Origin of the sequence: Candidatus Accumulibacter sp. ACC012, assembly GCF_907163155.1 — a bacterium.
In the GTDB taxonomy this organism is placed as follows: Bacteria; Pseudomonadota; Gammaproteobacteria; order Burkholderiales; family Rhodocyclaceae; genus Accumulibacter; species Accumulibacter delftensis.
In genome coordinates this window covers 10,812-26,932 of sequence record NZ_CAJQUC010000019.1, presented here as the reverse complement: position 1 = coordinate 26,932, position 16,121 = coordinate 10,812, and the positions used below count along the sequence as shown (strand labels likewise).

Genomic DNA, 16,121 nt, shown 5'->3' with positions numbered 1-16,121 from the left:
AGGCGCGGCGCATGACATTCGGCCGACGCCCCGTCAGCAAGGAGACCGCATGGGTCTAGAAGCCACGTCATCCGAGCGGCGCCAAGCACCGCTGAAGGTTCGCAGCGTCGCCGTCGGCCAGCCCCTGGTATGGTTGGCCGCGGGCTGGCGCGACATGCGCGCCAATCCCATCGCCAGCCTCTCGTATGGCCTTCTGTTCGCCATCTTTGGCGACCTGATCACCATCTTTGCCTGGCGGCAAGGCCACCTCTTCATTGCCGCCACTTCCGGCTTCCTGCTCATTGCGCCGATGCTCTGCGGCGGACTGTACGAGATCAGCCGCCGCCGCCAGGCCGGCCAGTCTTCGACTTTTCTCGAATCGCTGGCGGGTGGCCGCCGCAACGCCCGCGAACTGATCAAGCTCGGGCTGCTCCTGGCCATCATCGGACTGTGCTGGGAACGCGTTTCGACGCTGCTCTTCCTGGTCCTGGCACCACATATCCCGCCTGACCTGCTGATCTTGCTGGCCGAGATGCCCAAGCTGCCGGAAAATCGCGATCTGATGATCATCTGGTTGATGAGCGGTGGCAGTCTGGCTTTACTGGTCTTCGCCATCACCGTCGTCTCGGTGCCGCTGCTGCTCGATCGCCAGGTGGACTTCATCGTCGCCATGCGCACCAGCCTGAGTGCCGTCGATGCCAACATACGCTTGATGGTCTTCTGGGCGACACTGGTTGCAACGCTGACCGTGCTTGGCATCGGCACGCTGTTTTTTGGCTTGATCGTGCTCATGCCCTTGATCGGGCACGCCTCCTGGCACGCCTATCGCGACCTTGTAGAACAGCGAGCTGCCAGCGACCATCCGGACAGCCAGACAGCCAGACGCTAGCCCTGCCCGGAACAAGCGCTCTGCGCTCGGCGAGCACCCTCCCCTGCACCCACGGAACCCTTGATGACTGCCACCACCCCGTCCGACAACCCTCTTCTTGACCTGTCCGGCCTGCCGCGCTTCGACGCCATCGCGCCGAGCGACGTGCAGCCGGCGATCAGCCAGCTGCTCGATGACTGCCGGGCGCTGATTGTGCGGCTGACGTCGCCAGGCGCCGCGACGACCTGGAACGACTTTGCCGCCGCCCTGACCGACGGCCTCGAACCGCTGTCGCGCGCCTGGGGAATTGTCGGCCATCTGCACGCGGTCAATGACGTCCCCGAATGGCGCGCGGCGTATAACCGCATGCTGCCTGAAGTGTCACGCTTCTACGCCGAGTTCGGCCAGAACCTAAAGCTCTTCGCCGCCTACCAGGCAATCGCCGAGAGTGCTGAATACGCACGCCTTTCGCCGGTGCAGCAGCGCATCATCGACAACGAGATTCGTGATTTCCGACTTGCCGGTGCGCAGCTGCAGGACGATCAGAAGCCACGCTTCCAGGCGATTTCCGAGGAACTCTCGCAGCTCTCGGCCAAGTTCTCGGAAAACCTGCTCGACGCCACCAACGCCTTTGCCGAGTGGGTAAGCGACGAGGCCGAACTTGCCGGCCTGCCCGAAGACACTCGCCAGGCGGCGCGCGAGGCGGCCGAGAAAGACGCTCAGAGCGGCTGGAAGTTCACTCTGCACATGCCCTCCTACTTGCCGGTAATGCAATACGCCGACAGTCGCCGCCTGCGCGCACAGATGTACCGTGCCTACACCACCCGCGCCGCCGAATTCGGGCCTGCCGAGCTCGACAATACGCCGCTGATCAGCCAGATCCTCCGCCTGCGCCGCGAAGAAGCGCAAATGCTTGGCTACGCCAACTTCGCCGAAGTCTCGCTGGTACCGAAAATGGCCGTGTCGGTGCCACAGGTCCTCGACTTCCTGCGCGAGATGGCGGTCAAGGCCCGGCCTTTTGCCGAACGGGATATCGCCGAGCTGCGCGCCTTCGCGCGTCGCGAGCTGCAACTCGAAAGCATGGAAGCCTGGGATATTGGCTACGTTTCCGAAAAGCTCTTGCAGAAGCGCTACGCCTTCTCGGAGCAGGAAGTAAAGCAGTATTTCACCGAAGAGAAAGTCCTCAGCGGTCTCTTCAAAGTCATCGAAACGCTGTTTGGCGTCTGCCTGAAGCCTGACAGCGCAGCGCTCTGGCACCAGGACGTCCGCTTTTTCCGCATCGAAACGCCGGCCGGCGAACTCCTTGGCCAGTTCTACCTCGACCTTTACGCCCGCGAAACGAAACGTGGCGGCGCCTGGATGGACGAAGCAATCACTCGCCGCCGACGACCGCCGGGATCAGTGGCGAGCGACAACATCCAAAAACCGGTGGCCTATCTCAACTGCAACTTCTCGCGGCCGATCGGCAGCAAGAATGGCCAGGCACGGCCGGCCCTGTTCACGCACGACGACGTGATCACCCTTTTCCACGAGACGGGTCACGGCCTGCACCACTTGCTGACCCGCGTCGATGAACTGGCGGTCGCCGGCATCCACGGCGTCGAGTGGGACGCCGTCGAACTGCCGTCGCAGTTCATGGAAAACTACTGCTGGGAGTGGAGCGTCGTGCAGGGGATGAGCAGCCATGTCGACACTGGCCAGCCGCTGCCGCGCGCGCTGTTCGACAAGATGCTGGCCGCCAAGAACTTTCAGAGCGGTATGCAAACGCTTCGCCAGATCGAGTTTTCGCTGTTCGACCTGCTGCTGCACAGCGACTACGACCCGGCTGACGAGCGCAGCGTCCTCGACCTGCTCGGCGACGTGCGTCGCGAAGTTGCGGTTCTCGTGCCGCCCGCGTGGCATCGCTTCCCGAACAGTTTCGCGCACATCTTTGCCGGTGGTTATGGTGCCGGCTACTACAGCTACAAGTGGGCGGAGGTCCTTTCGGCCGACTGCTACGGCGCTTTCGAAGAGGCCGGCGACCCCTTCGACCAAGACACCGGCCAACGCTTCCTGAACACCATTCTGTCGGTCGGCGGCAGTCGTCCGGCGATCGAAAACTTCCGCGCCTTCCGCGGTCGCGAGCCGCAAGTCGACGCGCTGCTCAGGCACAGCGGCATGGTTGGCGTGTAACGGTCATGCCATGTCGATGCTCTCCACATCATGAAAGCCACGACCGTCCCCCTCTTCCCCGACCCTTCTCCGGCACGGGGAGAAGGGAGTTTCGTGAGTCGCGTGCGCGACTTTGCCAGCAAAGGAAACTCAGCCATGGACACGACAAGCGCCCTGCGTTTCGCCTGCATCGCCACGGCATTGCTTGCCGCGACCGCCGTCAGCGCACAAACCACTTACCGCTGGGAGGACCCGCGCAGCGGCATCACGGTGATCTCCGACCGGCCCCCGCCACCGGGAACGCGCGACGTGACCGTCACTGAAGGACCCAGCATCGCCGCCGAACAGCAGCAAATGCCCTACACCATTCGCCAGGCGAGCGAAAAATTTCCGGTGACCCTGTTTACCAGCGCCGACTGTGGCGCCTGCGAGCAAGCACGCGCACTGCTCAATGGCCGTGGCGTTCCCTTCTCGGAAAAGCTGCTCACCAGCCAGGAAGAGCTGACAGCGCTTGGCCGCCAATTGGGCGGCGACGCCGTACTGCCCAGCATCAGTGTCGGTCGGCAGCATGCGACCGGCTTTGCGCCCCCCAAATGGAACGAGCTGCTCGACTTCGCTGGCTATCCGGTCAGCGCGCCCTACGGCTTCAAACCTGCCGCTCCGCCCAGCCAATGAAAATCGCCAGCTGGAACGTCAATTCACTCAAGGTCCGCCTGCCGCAGCTGCTCGACTGGTTGGCGGCGCGGCAACCCGATGTCGTCTGCCTGCAGGAAACCAAGCTCGACGACCCTTTTTTCCCGGCGCAGGAGCTCGCGGCCGCCGGTTATCACGTCGCCTTCTCCGGACAAAAAACCTACAACGGCGTTGCTCTGCTGAGCCGCGACGCGCCGACAGATATCGTTTGTGGCAACCCCCTTTACGCGGATCCCCAGAAGCGCCTGCTGGCGGCAAGCGTGAACGGGATTCGTGTCATCTGCGCCTACGTGCCGAATGGCCAGGCGGTGGGCAGCGACAAGTACGCCTACAAGCTCGCCTGGCTGGAGGCGCTGGTCAACTGGATAGGCGCTCAACTGGCCGACAACCCACGTCTGGTCCTGGCCGGTGACTTCAACATCGCCCCCGACGACCGCGACGTGCACGACCCGGCGGCCTGGGCCGGACAGATCCTGTGCTCCGAACCCGAGCGAGCCGCTTTCCAGCGCCTCCTCGGCCTTGGCCTGGAGGACAGTTTTCGCCTTTTCGAGCAGCCGGAGAAGAGTTTTTCGTGGTGGGACTACCGAATGCTCGGCTTTCAGAAGAACCGCGGCCTGCGCATTGACCACGTCCTCCTCTCGAACGCACTCGCCGAGCGCTGCACGCTGGCCGGCATCAGCCGCGAAGTACGCAAGCTCGAGCGGCCATCGGACCACGCACCGGTGACCGCGGAACTGGCTGACTGGGCCGACTGATGCCTGGCACGCCAGCGGGCAGCCTGCCGCCATCCCTGCTCGCGCTCTATCCAAGCCTGCGTTCGCTAGCGGCCGAACAACTGGCGGCCCTCGGCCAGCAAATCACTCAGCGCGACCTGCCCGCCGGCACGCAACTGTTCAGCGAGCGGCAGGACTGTATGGGTTTCCCGCTGCTTCTCGCGGGCACGATCAAGGTCGTGAAAAGTACCGCCGGCGGTCGCGAAATGCTGCTCTACCGCGTCGAACCGGGCGGCTCGTGCATCATCAGCTCGAGTTGCCTGCTCGGTCACACGCCGTATTCGGCGCGTGGCATTGCTGAAACCCCCCTGTCGCTACTCCTCTTGCCGATCGCGACTTTCGAAAAACTACTCGCCGAACATGCGAGCTTCCGCAGCTTCGTCTTCCACCTGTTTGCCGAACGCATCGCCGAACTGATGCAACTGGTCGAAGAAGTCGCTTTCCACCGCCTCGATCAACGCCTGGCAAAACTGCTCCTCGCCAAGGGTGACACTATCCATGCCACCCACCAGGCACTGGCGGAGGAACTCGGCAGCGTCCGCGAGATGATCAGCCGTTTGCTCAAGGGCTTCGCCCTACAGGGACTGGTCAGGCTGGGTCGTGAACAGATTACGGTGATCGACCCGAGCGGGCTGCAGCAACTGGCCGACGGCTCTCGCTGACAGCGTCTGGCCGCGTGCGTGCTTGCCAGGCCGCACGCTCTTTGCCGCGCGGCCCCTGGACTCCCTATCCTTTGTCTCCGCTTGCCTCTGTGACTGCAGTTACATACAGCTAGGCCGCCGCGACGTACGCTGTCGCCTTCACTCAACACGGTTAACGGAGCCAATCATGAAAACAAACGTCGGTGGAATCGACAAAATCCTGCGTATCGTCGTCGGTATCGCGCTCGTCTCGATGGCTGCTCTGGGCGTCGTCGGCGCCTGGGGCTGGATCGGTGTGGTACCGCTGCTGACCGGTCTGTTCGGCGTCTGTCCAGCCTACTCGCTGCTCGGAGCCAATACCTGTGCGGTCAAGAAAAGCGGCTGAACGGCGAGCAAACCGAGCGCACGGCGTAGCCAGTCTCGGTACGCCGTTTTCATGTCAAGGTGTTGGCCAAGCGAACATAGTCGGCAACCGACAGTTCCTCTGCCCGGCAGGTCGGCGAAACGCCAAGCGCCGCCAGCTGATCCTCGTCAAGCATGCCCCTGAGGCTGTTGCGCAGCATTTTGCGGCGCTGCCTGAAAGCAGCGGCGACCAGCGCAGCGAAGTGCGCTTCGTTCACCACCGACAAGGCTTCCGGGGGACGCGGAATCAGGCGCACCAGCGCCGAGTGCACCTTGGGCGCCGGATCGAAAGCCTCTGGCGGCACGTCGAGCAGGCGCTCGATGACGAAACGGTATTGCAGCATCACCGTCAGCCGGCCGACGTCGCCACTTCCCGGCTCGGCGACCATGCGCTCGACGACTTCCCTTTGCAGCATGAAATGCATGTCGCGCACGCAAGTACCATAGCCCGCAAGATGAAAGAGCAGCGGCGTCGAGATGTTGTACGGCAGATTGCCGACAATGCGCAGCTGGCCACCAGCGGCGCTGGCCAGGCGGCCAAAATCGAAAACCAGCGCATCGCCCGCGTGCACCGTCAGTTGCTCGGTCGGATAGCTTTTCGCAAGCCGGGCAACAATGTCGCGATCGATCTCGACGACGTGCAGGTGATCAAGCCGTCGCGACAGGGGCGCGGTCAGGGCGGCCAGCCCCGGGCCAATCTCGACCACCGTCTCGTCACGCTGCACCGCCAGCTGGTCGATGATCGCCGCGATGACCTGTTGATCGACCAGGAAATTCTGGCCAAAGCGCTTGCGCGCGACATGCGTCCTCATGCGCTCACTTGCTTGCTGCCGCCGGGTCGAGCGAGCGGAGCCACCGGAGCCGCCCTAGCCACCATCTCGATGGCCTGCTCGATGGCCACCAGCAAGCTGCCGGGATCGGCTCGTCCGCTGCCCGCCAGTTCCAGCGCTGTGCCATGGTCAACCGAGGTGCGAATGATCGGCAGGCCCAGCGTGACGTTGATGCCCTGGCCAAAACTCGCGTATTTGAGCGCCGTGAGACCCTGGTCATGGTACATGGCGAGAACGCAGTCGCCGCGTTCGAGGAGCGGCGGAGAGAACATCGTATCGGCTGGCAACGGCCCGAGCAGGGTCATGCCTTCGGCACGCAGGCGCTCGAGGACCGGCGTGATCACTTCGATCTCTTCACGGCCCAGGTAGCCTCCCTCGCCAGCATGTGGATTGAGACCGGCAACCAGAATGCGTGGGCGGGCAATCCCGTACTTCGCCGCCATCTCGCGATGCAGAATGCGCAGGGTTTCCTCGACAGCGCCTTGGGTAACCGCCGCCGGCACGTCCCGCAGCGGCAGATGCGTGGTCACCAGGGCCACCCGCAAACCGCCACCAGCGAGCATCATCACCACACGTGGCGTTGCCGTCTTTTCCGCCAGATACTCGGTGTGCCCGCTGAAGGGAATCCCGGCATCATTGATGATGCCCTTGTGCACCGGCGCGGTGACCATGGCCGCAAACTCACCGCTCTGGCAGCCGTCCAGGGCCCGGTCCAGCAGCGCCAGCACGTAAGGGGAATTGGCCGCATCAAGTTGACCGGGCCTGACCGCGGCAGCTAGCGGCAGATGCAGAACGTCCAGGGTGCCGACCTGTGGCGACCGGGCCGCTTGCCACTCACGCAGTGTGCAGGGAAAGTGCAATGCCGCCGCCCGCTCGGCGAGCAGCGAGCGATCCGCCAGAACAACGATTCGCGCCGCAAAGCGAGCGTCCAGCGAGCAATCGGCGAGGCGTAGACAGATCTCGGGACCGATGCCGGCCGGTTCGCCACTGGTGACGGCAATCACCGGCGGGCACGACATGGCGCTCATCTTTCCTCCAGGCGAAGCTCCACGTAGGCGCGGTCTCGCATCTGGCGCAGCCAGTCCTGATAGGCCTCATCCCGCTTGCGCTCGCGTAGCACCTGCCGTGCCGCAGTGCGCTGACGATCACTCGACACATCCTGGACGCGACGCTCGGTGACCTCGATCAAATGGAAACCAAAAGGCGATTTCACCGGCTCACTGAGCTGGCCAGGAGCCAGTTGATTCATCGCCCCCTCGAACTCCGGTACCGTATCACCGGCGTAGATCCAGCCAAGATCCCCACCTTTCGACGCCGAGCCGTCCTGCGAGAAAAGCCTGGCCAGATCGGCAAAGTTCTCGCCGTGCTTGATGCGCTGGTGCAGGGTTTCCACGGTATGTCTGGCCTCCGGTTCCGAGACCACTTCGTTGACCTTGATCAGAATGTGCCGGGCGCGCGTCTGCTGAACGGCCGGCAAGGCACCACCGCCCCGCTTGCCGAGCAACTTGACCAGATGAAAGCCGTTCGAGCTGCGCATGACCGGCGACACCTCGCCCACCTGGAGCTTCGCGGCCACTTCGGCAAACATCGTCGGCAGGCGATTGAGTGAACGCCAGCCAAGATCGCCGCCACGCAGACCATCCGGCGCATCCGAATAAGCAGCAGCCAGTTGGGCGAAGTTCTCGCCTTGGCGCAGCCGCTCAACGATCTGATCGCTCTTTGCGCGTAGCTGTTGAATCTGCTCCGGGCTTGCCGACTCGGGGGCACGCAGCAGGATGTGCGCCATCTGGTACTCTTCACCACCGGCCTGCCCCGCCTCGCCCGCCAGATAATTGTCGATCTCACCTTCGGAAATGAAAATCCGGCTGTCAACCTCGCGCTCACGCAAGCGCGCGATAGTCATTTCGGCGCGAATCTCCTCGCGAAAGCTGGCAAACGCAATACCGTCTTTTTCCAGCGCCACCCGGAACTGCGCGAGCGTCAGTTTGTTATTGCTGGCAATACGTTGCAGCGCCTGGTCAAGCTGTGCATCGTCGACGCGCAAGCCCACCTCGCGGGCAAACTGCAACTGTACCTTGTCGATGACCAGGCGTTCGAGCATCTGCTTTTCGAGCACCTCCCGCGGCGGCAGGGCGGTCCCCTGTCGCTGCAGTTGCCCCAACGCGGAATCGAGACGCGAACGTAACTCGTGATGCGTTATCACCTCGTCATTGACGACGGCAACGATACGGTCGGCAGCCAGCGGCTGGCTGCTTGGCTTTGCAGCGCCTTGTGCCGCCGCCACCCCGACGAGAACAAGGGAGAGCAGCAACGCGCGAAATATAAGCATCATGGTCACCCTTACTGTTCGGCCAGAGCCGAATCGGTCTGCGGCTGATTAGCGACGCCGTAACCGGGAATCCTGCGCTGCAGGAGGTTGATCGGACTCGATCCCAGGCGCGAAAAATCGCTCAGTTCAAGTTGCACAAAGGCTCTCGTCGTCGCGTCCGCCTCGGTGGTCTGCAGACGCTGACCGACGACGCGCACCACCCAGCAACCCGCGTTGTATTCCAGGCCACCGATAATCTCGATCGGCTGCTTCTGAAGAAACGAGTAGTTGTAGCGACCTACCGCCTGCAAGCGGCCGTTGATCGGCCACTGCCCCGAAATGTCGACCTGTTTGATCGGCGTCACCGCCTGCGGATTGTAGCTGTAGGAGGCGTTGACCAGCTTGCCGGCTGCCGGGAAATAGCGCGTCCCGATCGAAAAGCGGTCGGTCTGCTGATTGTCCACGTCGTACTGTAGCGCCGCGTCGGCATAGACTCGAGGCAACACCTGCCCGGTAAAACCGGCCAGAAAATCAGATCGGCCCCACTCGCGAGTGGTCGCTCCCGGCAGCGCTACCTTGTCGTCGGTGAAGTAAAGTCGCTGCCCGATCATGCCGCGCATGATCTCACTCCCGGAGGCCGGATCGATCAGGCGCGAAGACAGAGCGGCGGTCAATTGATTGGCGTTGTTGATACGATCCCAGCCGGAGAACTGGTTGTCGGCAAAAATCTGCGCGAAGTTGAAGTCGGCCAGCGCGGTATCGAAGATCGGGATGTCATTCTGATCTTCGTACGGGATGTTGAGATAGTAGAGACGTGGCTCGAGGGTCTGCGTGTAGTCGCGACCGAACCAGTTACTGGGGCGCTCGAAAGTCATCCCCGAATCGACGCTGAAGATAGGCAGGTTGCGATTGATCGAAGTCGGGAGGACGTTCGCCGAGCCCGGATAGGACAATGCATAGTGCGTGACGTTGACCCCGAGCCGCGGCGTGACATACCACCCTGGCGTCACATAGGGAATTGAAATCTGCGGCTGCATGACTGTCCGCTGTCCCTCGACGGTCGACGCATCGGGACGAACAAAATCAGTGTACTGCCCGAAGAAGGCGCTGTCGGTCGAGTAGAAGTCCGGTTGCCGCGCGTTTAATGTGATTTGCGGCATGAGCTGATAGGGTGGCGTGACCGGATTCTGGGGGTCCGGCTGCAGCGTCTGAAAGGACTGCACGTTGGCCGTCGCGGTCCACCACCCCCCACCGCTGTAGGTCACCAAGCCTTGCTGCAGAAGCTGCGTTTCAGACGTCTGGGTGATCTCGCTCGACAGGTCAGTGTAGTAGTCGCTGTCCGAGACCCGGTTGTAGTTAACCGCGCCAGAAAAGCCGTTGCCCGCGACCTGGCTATGCGTCAGCGCCACACCCCAGCGATCCCTGTCCGCCACGCGATCATTAGGAAGATACTCGGCGCGCAGGTTGCCGAAATAGGTCCCACCATACGCGGCGTTGAGGTAGCGGAAGTCGGTGCCCATCAGCAGGCCACGTTTGGTGAGCAGCGTTGGCTCAAACGTGGCGTCCATGTTCGGTGCAATATTCCAGTAGTACGGCAGCGTAAACTCGAAACCGCTGTCACTACTGGAACCATAGCTTGGCGTCAGAAAGCCCGATTTACGCTGGTTGTTGAGCGAAAAGGAAAACCACGGCGCGTAGAGAATCGGCACCCCGAGGAAATGGACGGTGGCGTCGTTACCGCTGCCCACCTCATTGTCGTAGTCGAGATGCAAAGCGGCGGTACTCAGATACCAGTCGTCATTGCCGGGCTTGCAGGTGGTGTAGGTGGCCGAGTTCAAACGGATCTGGTTCTCGCCTTCGAAGTCGATGCGCTGCGCCGTGCCGCGTGCTTCCGTCGTGCCACCATTTGCGCCATCGCGATACTTGAGCGTGGTCTGCCCGGGCGCCACGCCATAGAAACGGGGTGCCGCAAAACCGCTGGTGAATTCGCTGCCGAGCTCGGTTGACGCCTGGTCGTGAGCCCCCGCGCCGCCAGATTCCGCGCCCGCCACCGGGCGGGGTGGGCGCTTCACGAGATAGGAAGCATCGTCGAAGAAACCAAATTGATCTTCGAGCCGCATCCGCATCCTGGTACCCGAAACGACGTCATCACGCTGCTGAAAGCGCGCACTCCCGACCGCCTCGACTTCGTCGTCCACCGGCCAGTAGGTCATGCGGTCGGCGGTCAATACCTTGTCGAGCTGGCGCAATTCGGCATTGTCCTGAGCAATGAGCTCCCGGTCGACAATGCCCGATATCCTCTGCGCGCTCAGAAAGGTCGCTTGCGACCCGGCTTCCGTTTCAGCTGACTGCGGCCTGACGCTTTCCGGCGCCGACGGCGCGGCAGCTGCTTCGGCTTGCGTGGCCGGCACCGGTGCGGGCGCAGGCAAGGACATCGTCGTGGTGCTCATGGTGGCCGCCGCTGCGTCGGGCGCGTGCGTCGGCGCCACGCTCGCCCGGACATCAGCCGCACCGGCCTCCGGCATCTCCTCGAGCGGCTCGGCCAGGCGTTGATCGGGCTGGCTGATAACCGGCAGCGGCTGTTCGGCATCCTGCACCAGCGCTGGTTCCGGTTGCACTTCCGGCTGCACTTCCTGCCTGGACGCCGTGTCAGGCGTAGCGACGGTTTCGACCGACGGCTGCTTGCTGACTTCGGCCGCAGCTGGCAGCGGCTCTGCCGTGCTTGTCGGCGCAGGCACGGGTTGCGCCTCGATGAGCGGAGTCAACTCCGGCTTGCTCGCCGCAGGCACGCTCTTTACCTTCGCCACCGGCGGCCGCTCGAGCGGCACGGCGGGTGCCGCTGCCGGCAAGCCAAGCAAGGCGGGATCGACGCGCAGCGCTGGTTCGGTCTGCGCCTGTGCGAAGCCAGGCAAGCTGCCGACAAGCGCACTGGCGACACTGCAGCAAAAGATCAAGGTCAGCGGCTTGCGCCGAAAGGGAAACGTCATTCCAGAGTCGTCAGTGGAGGAGGATGCGACGGATTGCTCGGGTGCCAGGCTGTGGAGTCATTGGCTTCTTGCCTGTGACGGCGCTTCAAGCCGTACCCGGATGGTAAAATCGATCGCACATTTTAGCATCATCGTTCAAGGAGAAGCGGCATGCCGCGTACCACCCTGCTGCGCAACTGGCTCGGCCAAGTCTTCGCGCCGGCTTTCCCCGGCTGGGATGTGCACCTCGAAGCGGCCTCGGCCGACGCCAGCTTTCGGCGTTATTTCCGCGTTCTGCTTCCCGATCAAACGACGCGCATCGTCATGGACGCGCCCCCAGAGAAAGAAGACTGCCGCCCCTTTGTCCAGGTCGCCGCGCTGTTTCGCGAGGCCGACGTGCATCTGCCCGAGGTCCTCGCCAGCAATGTCGAACAAGGCTTTCTGCTGCTCTCCGACCTCGGCAGCACCACTTACCTGAGCGCCCTGCAGGATAGAAGCGTGGCGCCACGACTCTACGCCGATGCCAACCGGGCACTGCTCGCCATCCAGCTCGCCAGTCGCCCCGACGTCCTGCCGGCATACGACCGCGGGCTCCTCAGCCGCGAGCTGGCTTTGTTTCCCGAGTGGTACCTGCGCCGCCACCTCGGAGTGAGCATCGACGAAGGCATGCAAGGCACTTTGCAAACGGTGTGCGAAGCGATCCTGGTGAATAACCTGCAACAACCACAGGTATACGTCCATCGCGACTACCACTCGCGCAATCTGATGCTCGTCGGCGAGCCGACGCCCGCTTTTCCGAGCAACCCCGGCATTATCGATTTCCAGGATGCGGTCTACGGGCCGCTGACCTACGATCTCGTCTCGCTTTATCGTGACGCCTACATCGACTGGCCGGAAGATCAGGAGCTCGACTTCGTGATCCGCTACTGGGAAGGGGCGCGCCAGGCCGGACTGCCGGTACAGACCGATTTCCACGACTTTTATCGCGACTATGAATGGATGGGCGCGCAGCGCCAGCTCAAGGTGCTCGGCATCTTTGCCCGCCTCTGCCATCGCGACGGCAAGAGCGATTACCTGGCCGACATGCCGCGCGTGCTGAGCTATCTGCGTCGTACCTGCGAGCGCTACAGCGAACTGCGGCCGCTCGCCCGCCTGCTCGACGTGCTCGAGAAGCGCCCGGTCAGCGTCGGCTACAGCTTCTGATGAAGGCCATGATTCTCGCCGCCGGCCGCGGTGAACGCCTGCGGCCGCTCACCGACAGCACCCCCAAACCACTGCTAATGGCTGGCGGCAAAGCGCTGATCGTCTGGCATCTGCAAGGCCTGGCAAGAGCCGGCTGGCGTGAAGTGGTGATCAACCACGCCCATCTCGGCGAACAAATCGAGGCCGCACTGGGCGACGGCAGCGATTTCGGCCTGCGTATCGCTTACTCGCCCGAACCGGTCGGAGCGCTGGAAACCGCCGGTGGCATCGCCACGGCACTGCCACTGCTTGGCGAGGAAGCCTTTCTGGTGGTCAATGGTGACATCTGGTGCGACTGGGACTTTGCGCAGGCCAGGCGCATCGCCAGCGCAGTCGACCAGCGCCGCGCCCACCTGCTGCTGGTCGACAATCCAGCGCACCATCCCGGCGGCGACTTCTGCCTCGACGGCGAAGACCTGCGCACGGCAGTCGGAACGTGCGACGGAGCGCTCACCTACGCCGGCATTGGCGTTTTCTGGCCCGATTTCTTTGCCTCTGTGGCGGCCGGCGTGAAGATGAAGCTGCGCCCCTTGCTTGACGCCGGTATTGCCGCAGGTACCGTCACTGGCCAACGCCATGAAGGCCGCTGGGTGGACGTTGGCACCAGCGAGCGCCTTGCCGAACTCGACCTGGAGCTGGCGCAAAACCGATGAGCCACACAACCCACGCCAAACGTCGCCAACGCGTACTCGACAGCCTCGGTGACGGCGTCGCTGTCCTGGCCACGACACCCGAGCGTCTGCGCAACCGCGACTCCCATTATCCCTACCGCTTCGACAGCTACTTCTGGTACCTGAGCGGCTTTGCCGAGCCCGATGCGGTGATGGTCCTGGTGGGCGGCGAGAGCGCGAAAGCGATTCTCTTCTGCCGCGAGAAAAATGAGGAACGCGAAACCTGGGACGGTTTCCGCTACGGACCTGACGCCGCCGCCGCGGCCTTCGGCTTTTGCGAAGCGCACCCGATCGGACTTCTTGACGACATGCTGCCCAAGCTGATCGCCAACCGCGCGGCCCTGTGGCACTCGCTGGGTCACGACAGCGAATGGGACCGGCGCATCACCAGCGCGCTGAATACGGTTCGCACTCAGGGGCGCAGTGGCACGCGCGCGCCCGGAGAAATCCGCGACCTGCGCGGCTTGCTCGACCAGATGCGACTGATCAAGGATGGGCACGAAATCGAGCTCATGCGCCGTGCCGCCGACATTGCTTCGGCCGGCCACAGCCGCGCCATGCGTGCCTGTCAACCGGGCATGGCCGAGTACGAACTCGAAGCCGAATTGAGTTACGAATTTCGCCGCCGCGGTGCCGACGGCCACGCCTACACGCCGATCGTGGCCGGCGGCGCCAATGCCTGCATCCTGCACTACGTCGACAACAACAAACTGCTGGCCAGTCAATCGCTGGTCCTGATCGATGCCGGCTGCGAGGTCGCTGGCTACGCCTCGGACATCACCCGTACTTTTCCGGTAAGCGGACGCTTTAGCGCCGCCCAACGCGAGGTCTATGAAATCGTCCTCGCAGCGCAGCAGGCGGCGATTGCCGCGGTACGCCCGGGTGCCTCGTTCGCCGCCTATCACCAGGCAGCGCTGCGCGTCCTGTCACAGGGGCTGATCGATCTCAAGCTGCTCAGCGGCAGCGTGGACGGCGCCATCGAGAGCGAAGCCTACAAGCCGTGGTACATGCACCGCACCGGCCACTGGCTCGGCCTGGACGTTCACGACGCCGGCGAATACAAGACTGGCAGCGCAGACGACGACTGGGTCAGGCTGCTTCCCGGCATGACCCTGACCGTCGAGCCGGGCCTCTACTTGCGGCCCGGCAGTGCCGTCCCGGAGCATCTGCACGGCATTGGCGTGCGCATCGAGGACGACGTCCTGGTGACCAGCGACGGCTGCCTGACCTACACCAACGCGCCACGAACGATCGCCGAAATCGAGGAAGTGATGCGCCATGAGTGAGCAGCTGAAGGATACCGAAAGCACCACCGGCGCCAGCGATGAGAGCAGCGTCGACGTCGCCATCATCGGTGCCGGGCCGGTCGGCATGGCGCTCGCCCTGGCGCTGGCGGCGGGGCCGCAGCGCGTACTGCTGCTCGACAGCCGCGCGCGTGCTGCCTGGTCCGGCGATCCGCGCGCCTTGGCGCTGGCGCATGGCAGCCGCCAGCTCCTCGAACACCTCGGCGCCTGGAACACCGCTGCGGCGACGGCAATCGAGAGCATCCACGTTTCGCAGCGCGGTGGCTTCGGCCGCACGCTGATCGACGCCAGGGAATATGGGATTGCCGCACTCGGCTACGTGATGCGCTACCGCGATCTCGCGGCCACCCTCGATGCGAGCATCGATGCGCACAGCACGGCAACTCAGCGCCTGTACAGCCGTACCGTGCTGGGCATCACCACCGACAGCGAGGCTGCCGAGATTACTCTGGCCGAGCCAGCCGCAGCAGCCGGCAACACCGCCGCACCACGCCGTATCCGGGCCAGACTCGTCGTCCATGCCGAAGGCACTCCCGCCAGTGACCCCGCGGTGCGCGTGTACGATTATCGGCAGCACGCCATCGTCGCCGAGGTTCGCCCCGTTCCTGGCCACCAGCATCGGGCATGGGAACGCTTCACTCCCAACGGTCCGCTGGCGCTGCTGCCGCTGGCCGAGGACTACTCGCTGGTGTTTACCGTAGCGCCGGAAAAAGCCGCTCGCTTGCTCGACCTCGACGAGGAGGCTTTCCTCGCCGCCTTGCGTGCACAGTTCGGCAGCCGCCTCGATTTTGTCGCCAGCAGCCCGCGCGCCAGCTTTCCTCTTGCGCTGCGCGTCCGCGAGCAGCTGGTCGACCCACGCCAGGTATGGATCGGCAACGCCGCACAAAGCCTGCACCCGGTCTCCGGCCAAGGCTTCAATCTCGGCTTGCGCGACGCCTGGGCGCTCGCCGCCGCGCTGCTTGCCAACGCCAGCGGCGACGCGGGTGATGCCGCCACCCTGGACAGCTACGCGCGCGCGCGCCGCCTTGACCGCAAGGGCAGTATCGCTTTCACCGACGGCATCGTGCGCGTCTTTGGCAATGACCTGGCACCGCTACGCATCGCTCGTGGCCTCGGACTGCTGGCGCTCGACGTCTTGCCACCTCTACGCCACTTCGTTGCCAGGCGAATGATCTGGGGCGCCCGCGCCTGGCCCTAGACCATCCCCGGAGAACTAGTAGCGCCGACTGAGCGCTCGCGCCAGCCACCGCAGGCAAGGAAAATCTCGTCGCTTCAGTTCGCTTTTGCGGGTGA

14 protein-coding genes are annotated in these 16,121 nt (G+C 63.8%); 10 read left to right on the top strand and 4 right to left on the bottom strand.

Annotated features, from left to right (window positions below):
• Window positions 1–49: 49 nt before the first annotated feature.
• The 6 genes from QZ648_RS18110 (at window position 50) to QZ648_RS18085 (ending at window position 5,490) form a co-directional block, all read left to right on the top strand.
• Window positions 50–868, top strand: a complete 819-nt coding sequence (locus QZ648_RS18110) for a DUF2189 domain-containing protein (RefSeq protein WP_169065485.1) — start codon at window positions 50–52, stop codon at window positions 866–868.
• Between the two features lie 63 nt (window positions 869–931).
• A complete protein-coding gene (locus QZ648_RS18105; protein WP_291997885.1) occupies window positions 932–3,019 on the top strand; it encodes a M3 family metallopeptidase in 2,088 nt (695 codons plus the stop codon).
• 135 nt (window positions 3,020–3,154) lie between these two features.
• Window positions 3,155–3,673, top strand: coding sequence for a DUF4124 domain-containing protein (locus tag QZ648_RS18100; RefSeq protein WP_291997884.1), 519 nt, complete (start codon window positions 3,155–3,157; stop codon window positions 3,671–3,673).
• On the top strand, window positions 3,670–4,446 hold the full coding sequence (gene xth / locus QZ648_RS18095) for an exodeoxyribonuclease III (RefSeq protein WP_291997883.1): 777 nt from the start codon (window positions 3,670–3,672) through the stop codon (window positions 4,444–4,446). The genes QZ648_RS18100 and xth overlap by 4 nt, the downstream gene beginning before the upstream one ends.
• A complete protein-coding gene (locus tag QZ648_RS18090) occupies window positions 4,446–5,126 on the top strand; it encodes a Crp/Fnr family transcriptional regulator (protein WP_291997882.1) in 681 nt (226 codons plus the stop codon). Before xth ends, QZ648_RS18090 begins: the two co-directional genes overlap by 1 nt.
• Window positions 5,127–5,292: 166 nt before the next feature.
• Window positions 5,293–5,490: a DUF2892 domain-containing protein gene (locus QZ648_RS18085; RefSeq protein WP_169065490.1), complete on the top strand. Its 198-nt coding sequence runs from the start codon at window positions 5,293–5,295 to the stop codon at window positions 5,488–5,490.
• 49 nt (window positions 5,491–5,539) lie between these two features.
• Here QZ648_RS18085 and rsmA read toward each other — a convergent pair whose 3' ends face one another.
• Genes rsmA through lptD form a run of 4 tightly spaced genes read right to left on the bottom strand, consistent with a single transcriptional unit; the run spans window position 5,540 to window position 11,632 of the window.
• A complete protein-coding gene (gene rsmA / locus QZ648_RS18080) occupies window positions 5,540–6,319 on the bottom strand; it encodes a 16S rRNA (adenine(1518)-N(6)/adenine(1519)-N(6))-dimethyltransferase RsmA (RefSeq protein ID WP_291997881.1) in 780 nt (259 codons plus the stop codon).
• The gene (gene pdxA, locus QZ648_RS18075; RefSeq protein ID WP_291998012.1) at window positions 6,316–7,356 is read right to left on the bottom strand and encodes a 4-hydroxythreonine-4-phosphate dehydrogenase PdxA; all 1,041 of its coding nucleotides are present in this window, start codon (window positions 7,354–7,356) and stop codon (window positions 6,316–6,318) included. The genes rsmA and pdxA overlap by 4 nt, the downstream gene beginning before the upstream one ends.
• Window positions 7,357–7,361: 5 nt before the next feature.
• Window positions 7,362–8,669 carry a peptidylprolyl isomerase gene (locus QZ648_RS18070; RefSeq protein ID WP_169065492.1) on the bottom strand — a complete coding sequence of 436 codons (1,308 nt, stop codon included), beginning with the start codon at window positions 8,667–8,669 and terminating at the stop codon, window positions 7,362–7,364.
• An 8-nt stretch (window positions 8,670–8,677) separates the two neighbouring features.
• Window positions 8,678–11,632, bottom strand: coding sequence for an LPS assembly protein LptD (lptD, locus tag QZ648_RS18065; RefSeq protein WP_291997880.1), 2,955 nt, complete (start codon window positions 11,630–11,632; stop codon window positions 8,678–8,680).
• A 150-nt stretch (window positions 11,633–11,782) separates the two neighbouring features.
• Between lptD and QZ648_RS18060 the strand changes: the two genes are divergently transcribed.
• From QZ648_RS18060 to QZ648_RS18045, 4 genes are read left to right on the top strand one after another with little or no spacing between them, the layout of a single operon-like run.
• Window positions 11,783–12,814: a phosphotransferase gene (locus QZ648_RS18060; protein WP_169065494.1), complete on the top strand. Its 1,032-nt coding sequence runs from the start codon at window positions 11,783–11,785 to the stop codon at window positions 12,812–12,814.
• The gene (gene murU / locus QZ648_RS18055) at window positions 12,814–13,506 is read left to right on the top strand and encodes an N-acetylmuramate alpha-1-phosphate uridylyltransferase MurU (RefSeq protein ID WP_169065495.1); all 693 of its coding nucleotides are present in this window, start codon (window positions 12,814–12,816) and stop codon (window positions 13,504–13,506) included. Before QZ648_RS18060 ends, murU begins: the two co-directional genes overlap by 1 nt.
• Window positions 13,503–14,810: an aminopeptidase P N-terminal domain-containing protein gene (locus QZ648_RS18050; RefSeq protein WP_291997879.1), complete on the top strand. Its 1,308-nt coding sequence runs from the start codon at window positions 13,503–13,505 to the stop codon at window positions 14,808–14,810. The genes murU and QZ648_RS18050 overlap by 4 nt, the downstream gene beginning before the upstream one ends.
• Complete coding sequence (locus tag QZ648_RS18045) at window positions 14,803–16,026, top strand: FAD-dependent monooxygenase (RefSeq protein WP_291997878.1); 1,224 nt, start codon at window positions 14,803–14,805, stop codon at window positions 16,024–16,026. Before QZ648_RS18050 ends, QZ648_RS18045 begins: the two co-directional genes overlap by 8 nt.
• The last annotated feature ends 95 nt before the right edge of the window (window positions 16,027–16,121 follow it).

Coding starts and splice junctions, on each gene's coding strand:
- pdxA (WP_291998012.1), bottom strand. CDS start 7,356: ATGTCGTGCCCGCCGGTGATTGCCGTCACCAGTGGCGAACCGGCCGGC.
- rsmA (WP_291997881.1), bottom strand. CDS start 6,319: ATGAGGACGCATGTCGCGCGCAAGCGCTTTGGCCAGAATTTCCTGGTC.
- QZ648_RS18085 (WP_169065490.1), top strand. CDS start 5,293: ATGAAAACAAACGTCGGTGGAATCGACAAAATCCTGCGTATCGTCGTC.
- QZ648_RS18060 (WP_169065494.1), top strand. CDS start 11,783: ATGCCGCGTACCACCCTGCTGCGCAACTGGCTCGGCCAAGTCTTCGCG.
- QZ648_RS18090 (WP_291997882.1), top strand. CDS start 4,446: ATGCCTGGCACGCCAGCGGGCAGCCTGCCGCCATCCCTGCTCGCGCTC.
- QZ648_RS18105 (WP_291997885.1), top strand. CDS start 932: ATGACTGCCACCACCCCGTCCGACAACCCTCTTCTTGACCTGTCCGGC.
- QZ648_RS18070 (WP_169065492.1), bottom strand. CDS start 8,669: ATGATGCTTATATTTCGCGCGTTGCTGCTCTCCCTTGTTCTCGTCGGG.
- QZ648_RS18110 (WP_169065485.1), top strand. CDS start 50: ATGGGTCTAGAAGCCACGTCATCCGAGCGGCGCCAAGCACCGCTGAAG.
- QZ648_RS18050 (WP_291997879.1), top strand. CDS start 13,503: ATGAGCCACACAACCCACGCCAAACGTCGCCAACGCGTACTCGACAGC.
- murU (WP_169065495.1), top strand. CDS start 12,814: ATGAAGGCCATGATTCTCGCCGCCGGCCGCGGTGAACGCCTGCGGCCG.
- xth (WP_291997883.1), top strand. CDS start 3,670: ATGAAAATCGCCAGCTGGAACGTCAATTCACTCAAGGTCCGCCTGCCG.
- QZ648_RS18100 (WP_291997884.1), top strand. CDS start 3,155: ATGGACACGACAAGCGCCCTGCGTTTCGCCTGCATCGCCACGGCATTG.
- lptD (WP_291997880.1), bottom strand. CDS start 11,632: ATGACGTTTCCCTTTCGGCGCAAGCCGCTGACCTTGATCTTTTGCTGC.
- QZ648_RS18045 (WP_291997878.1), top strand. CDS start 14,803: ATGAGTGAGCAGCTGAAGGATACCGAAAGCACCACCGGCGCCAGCGAT.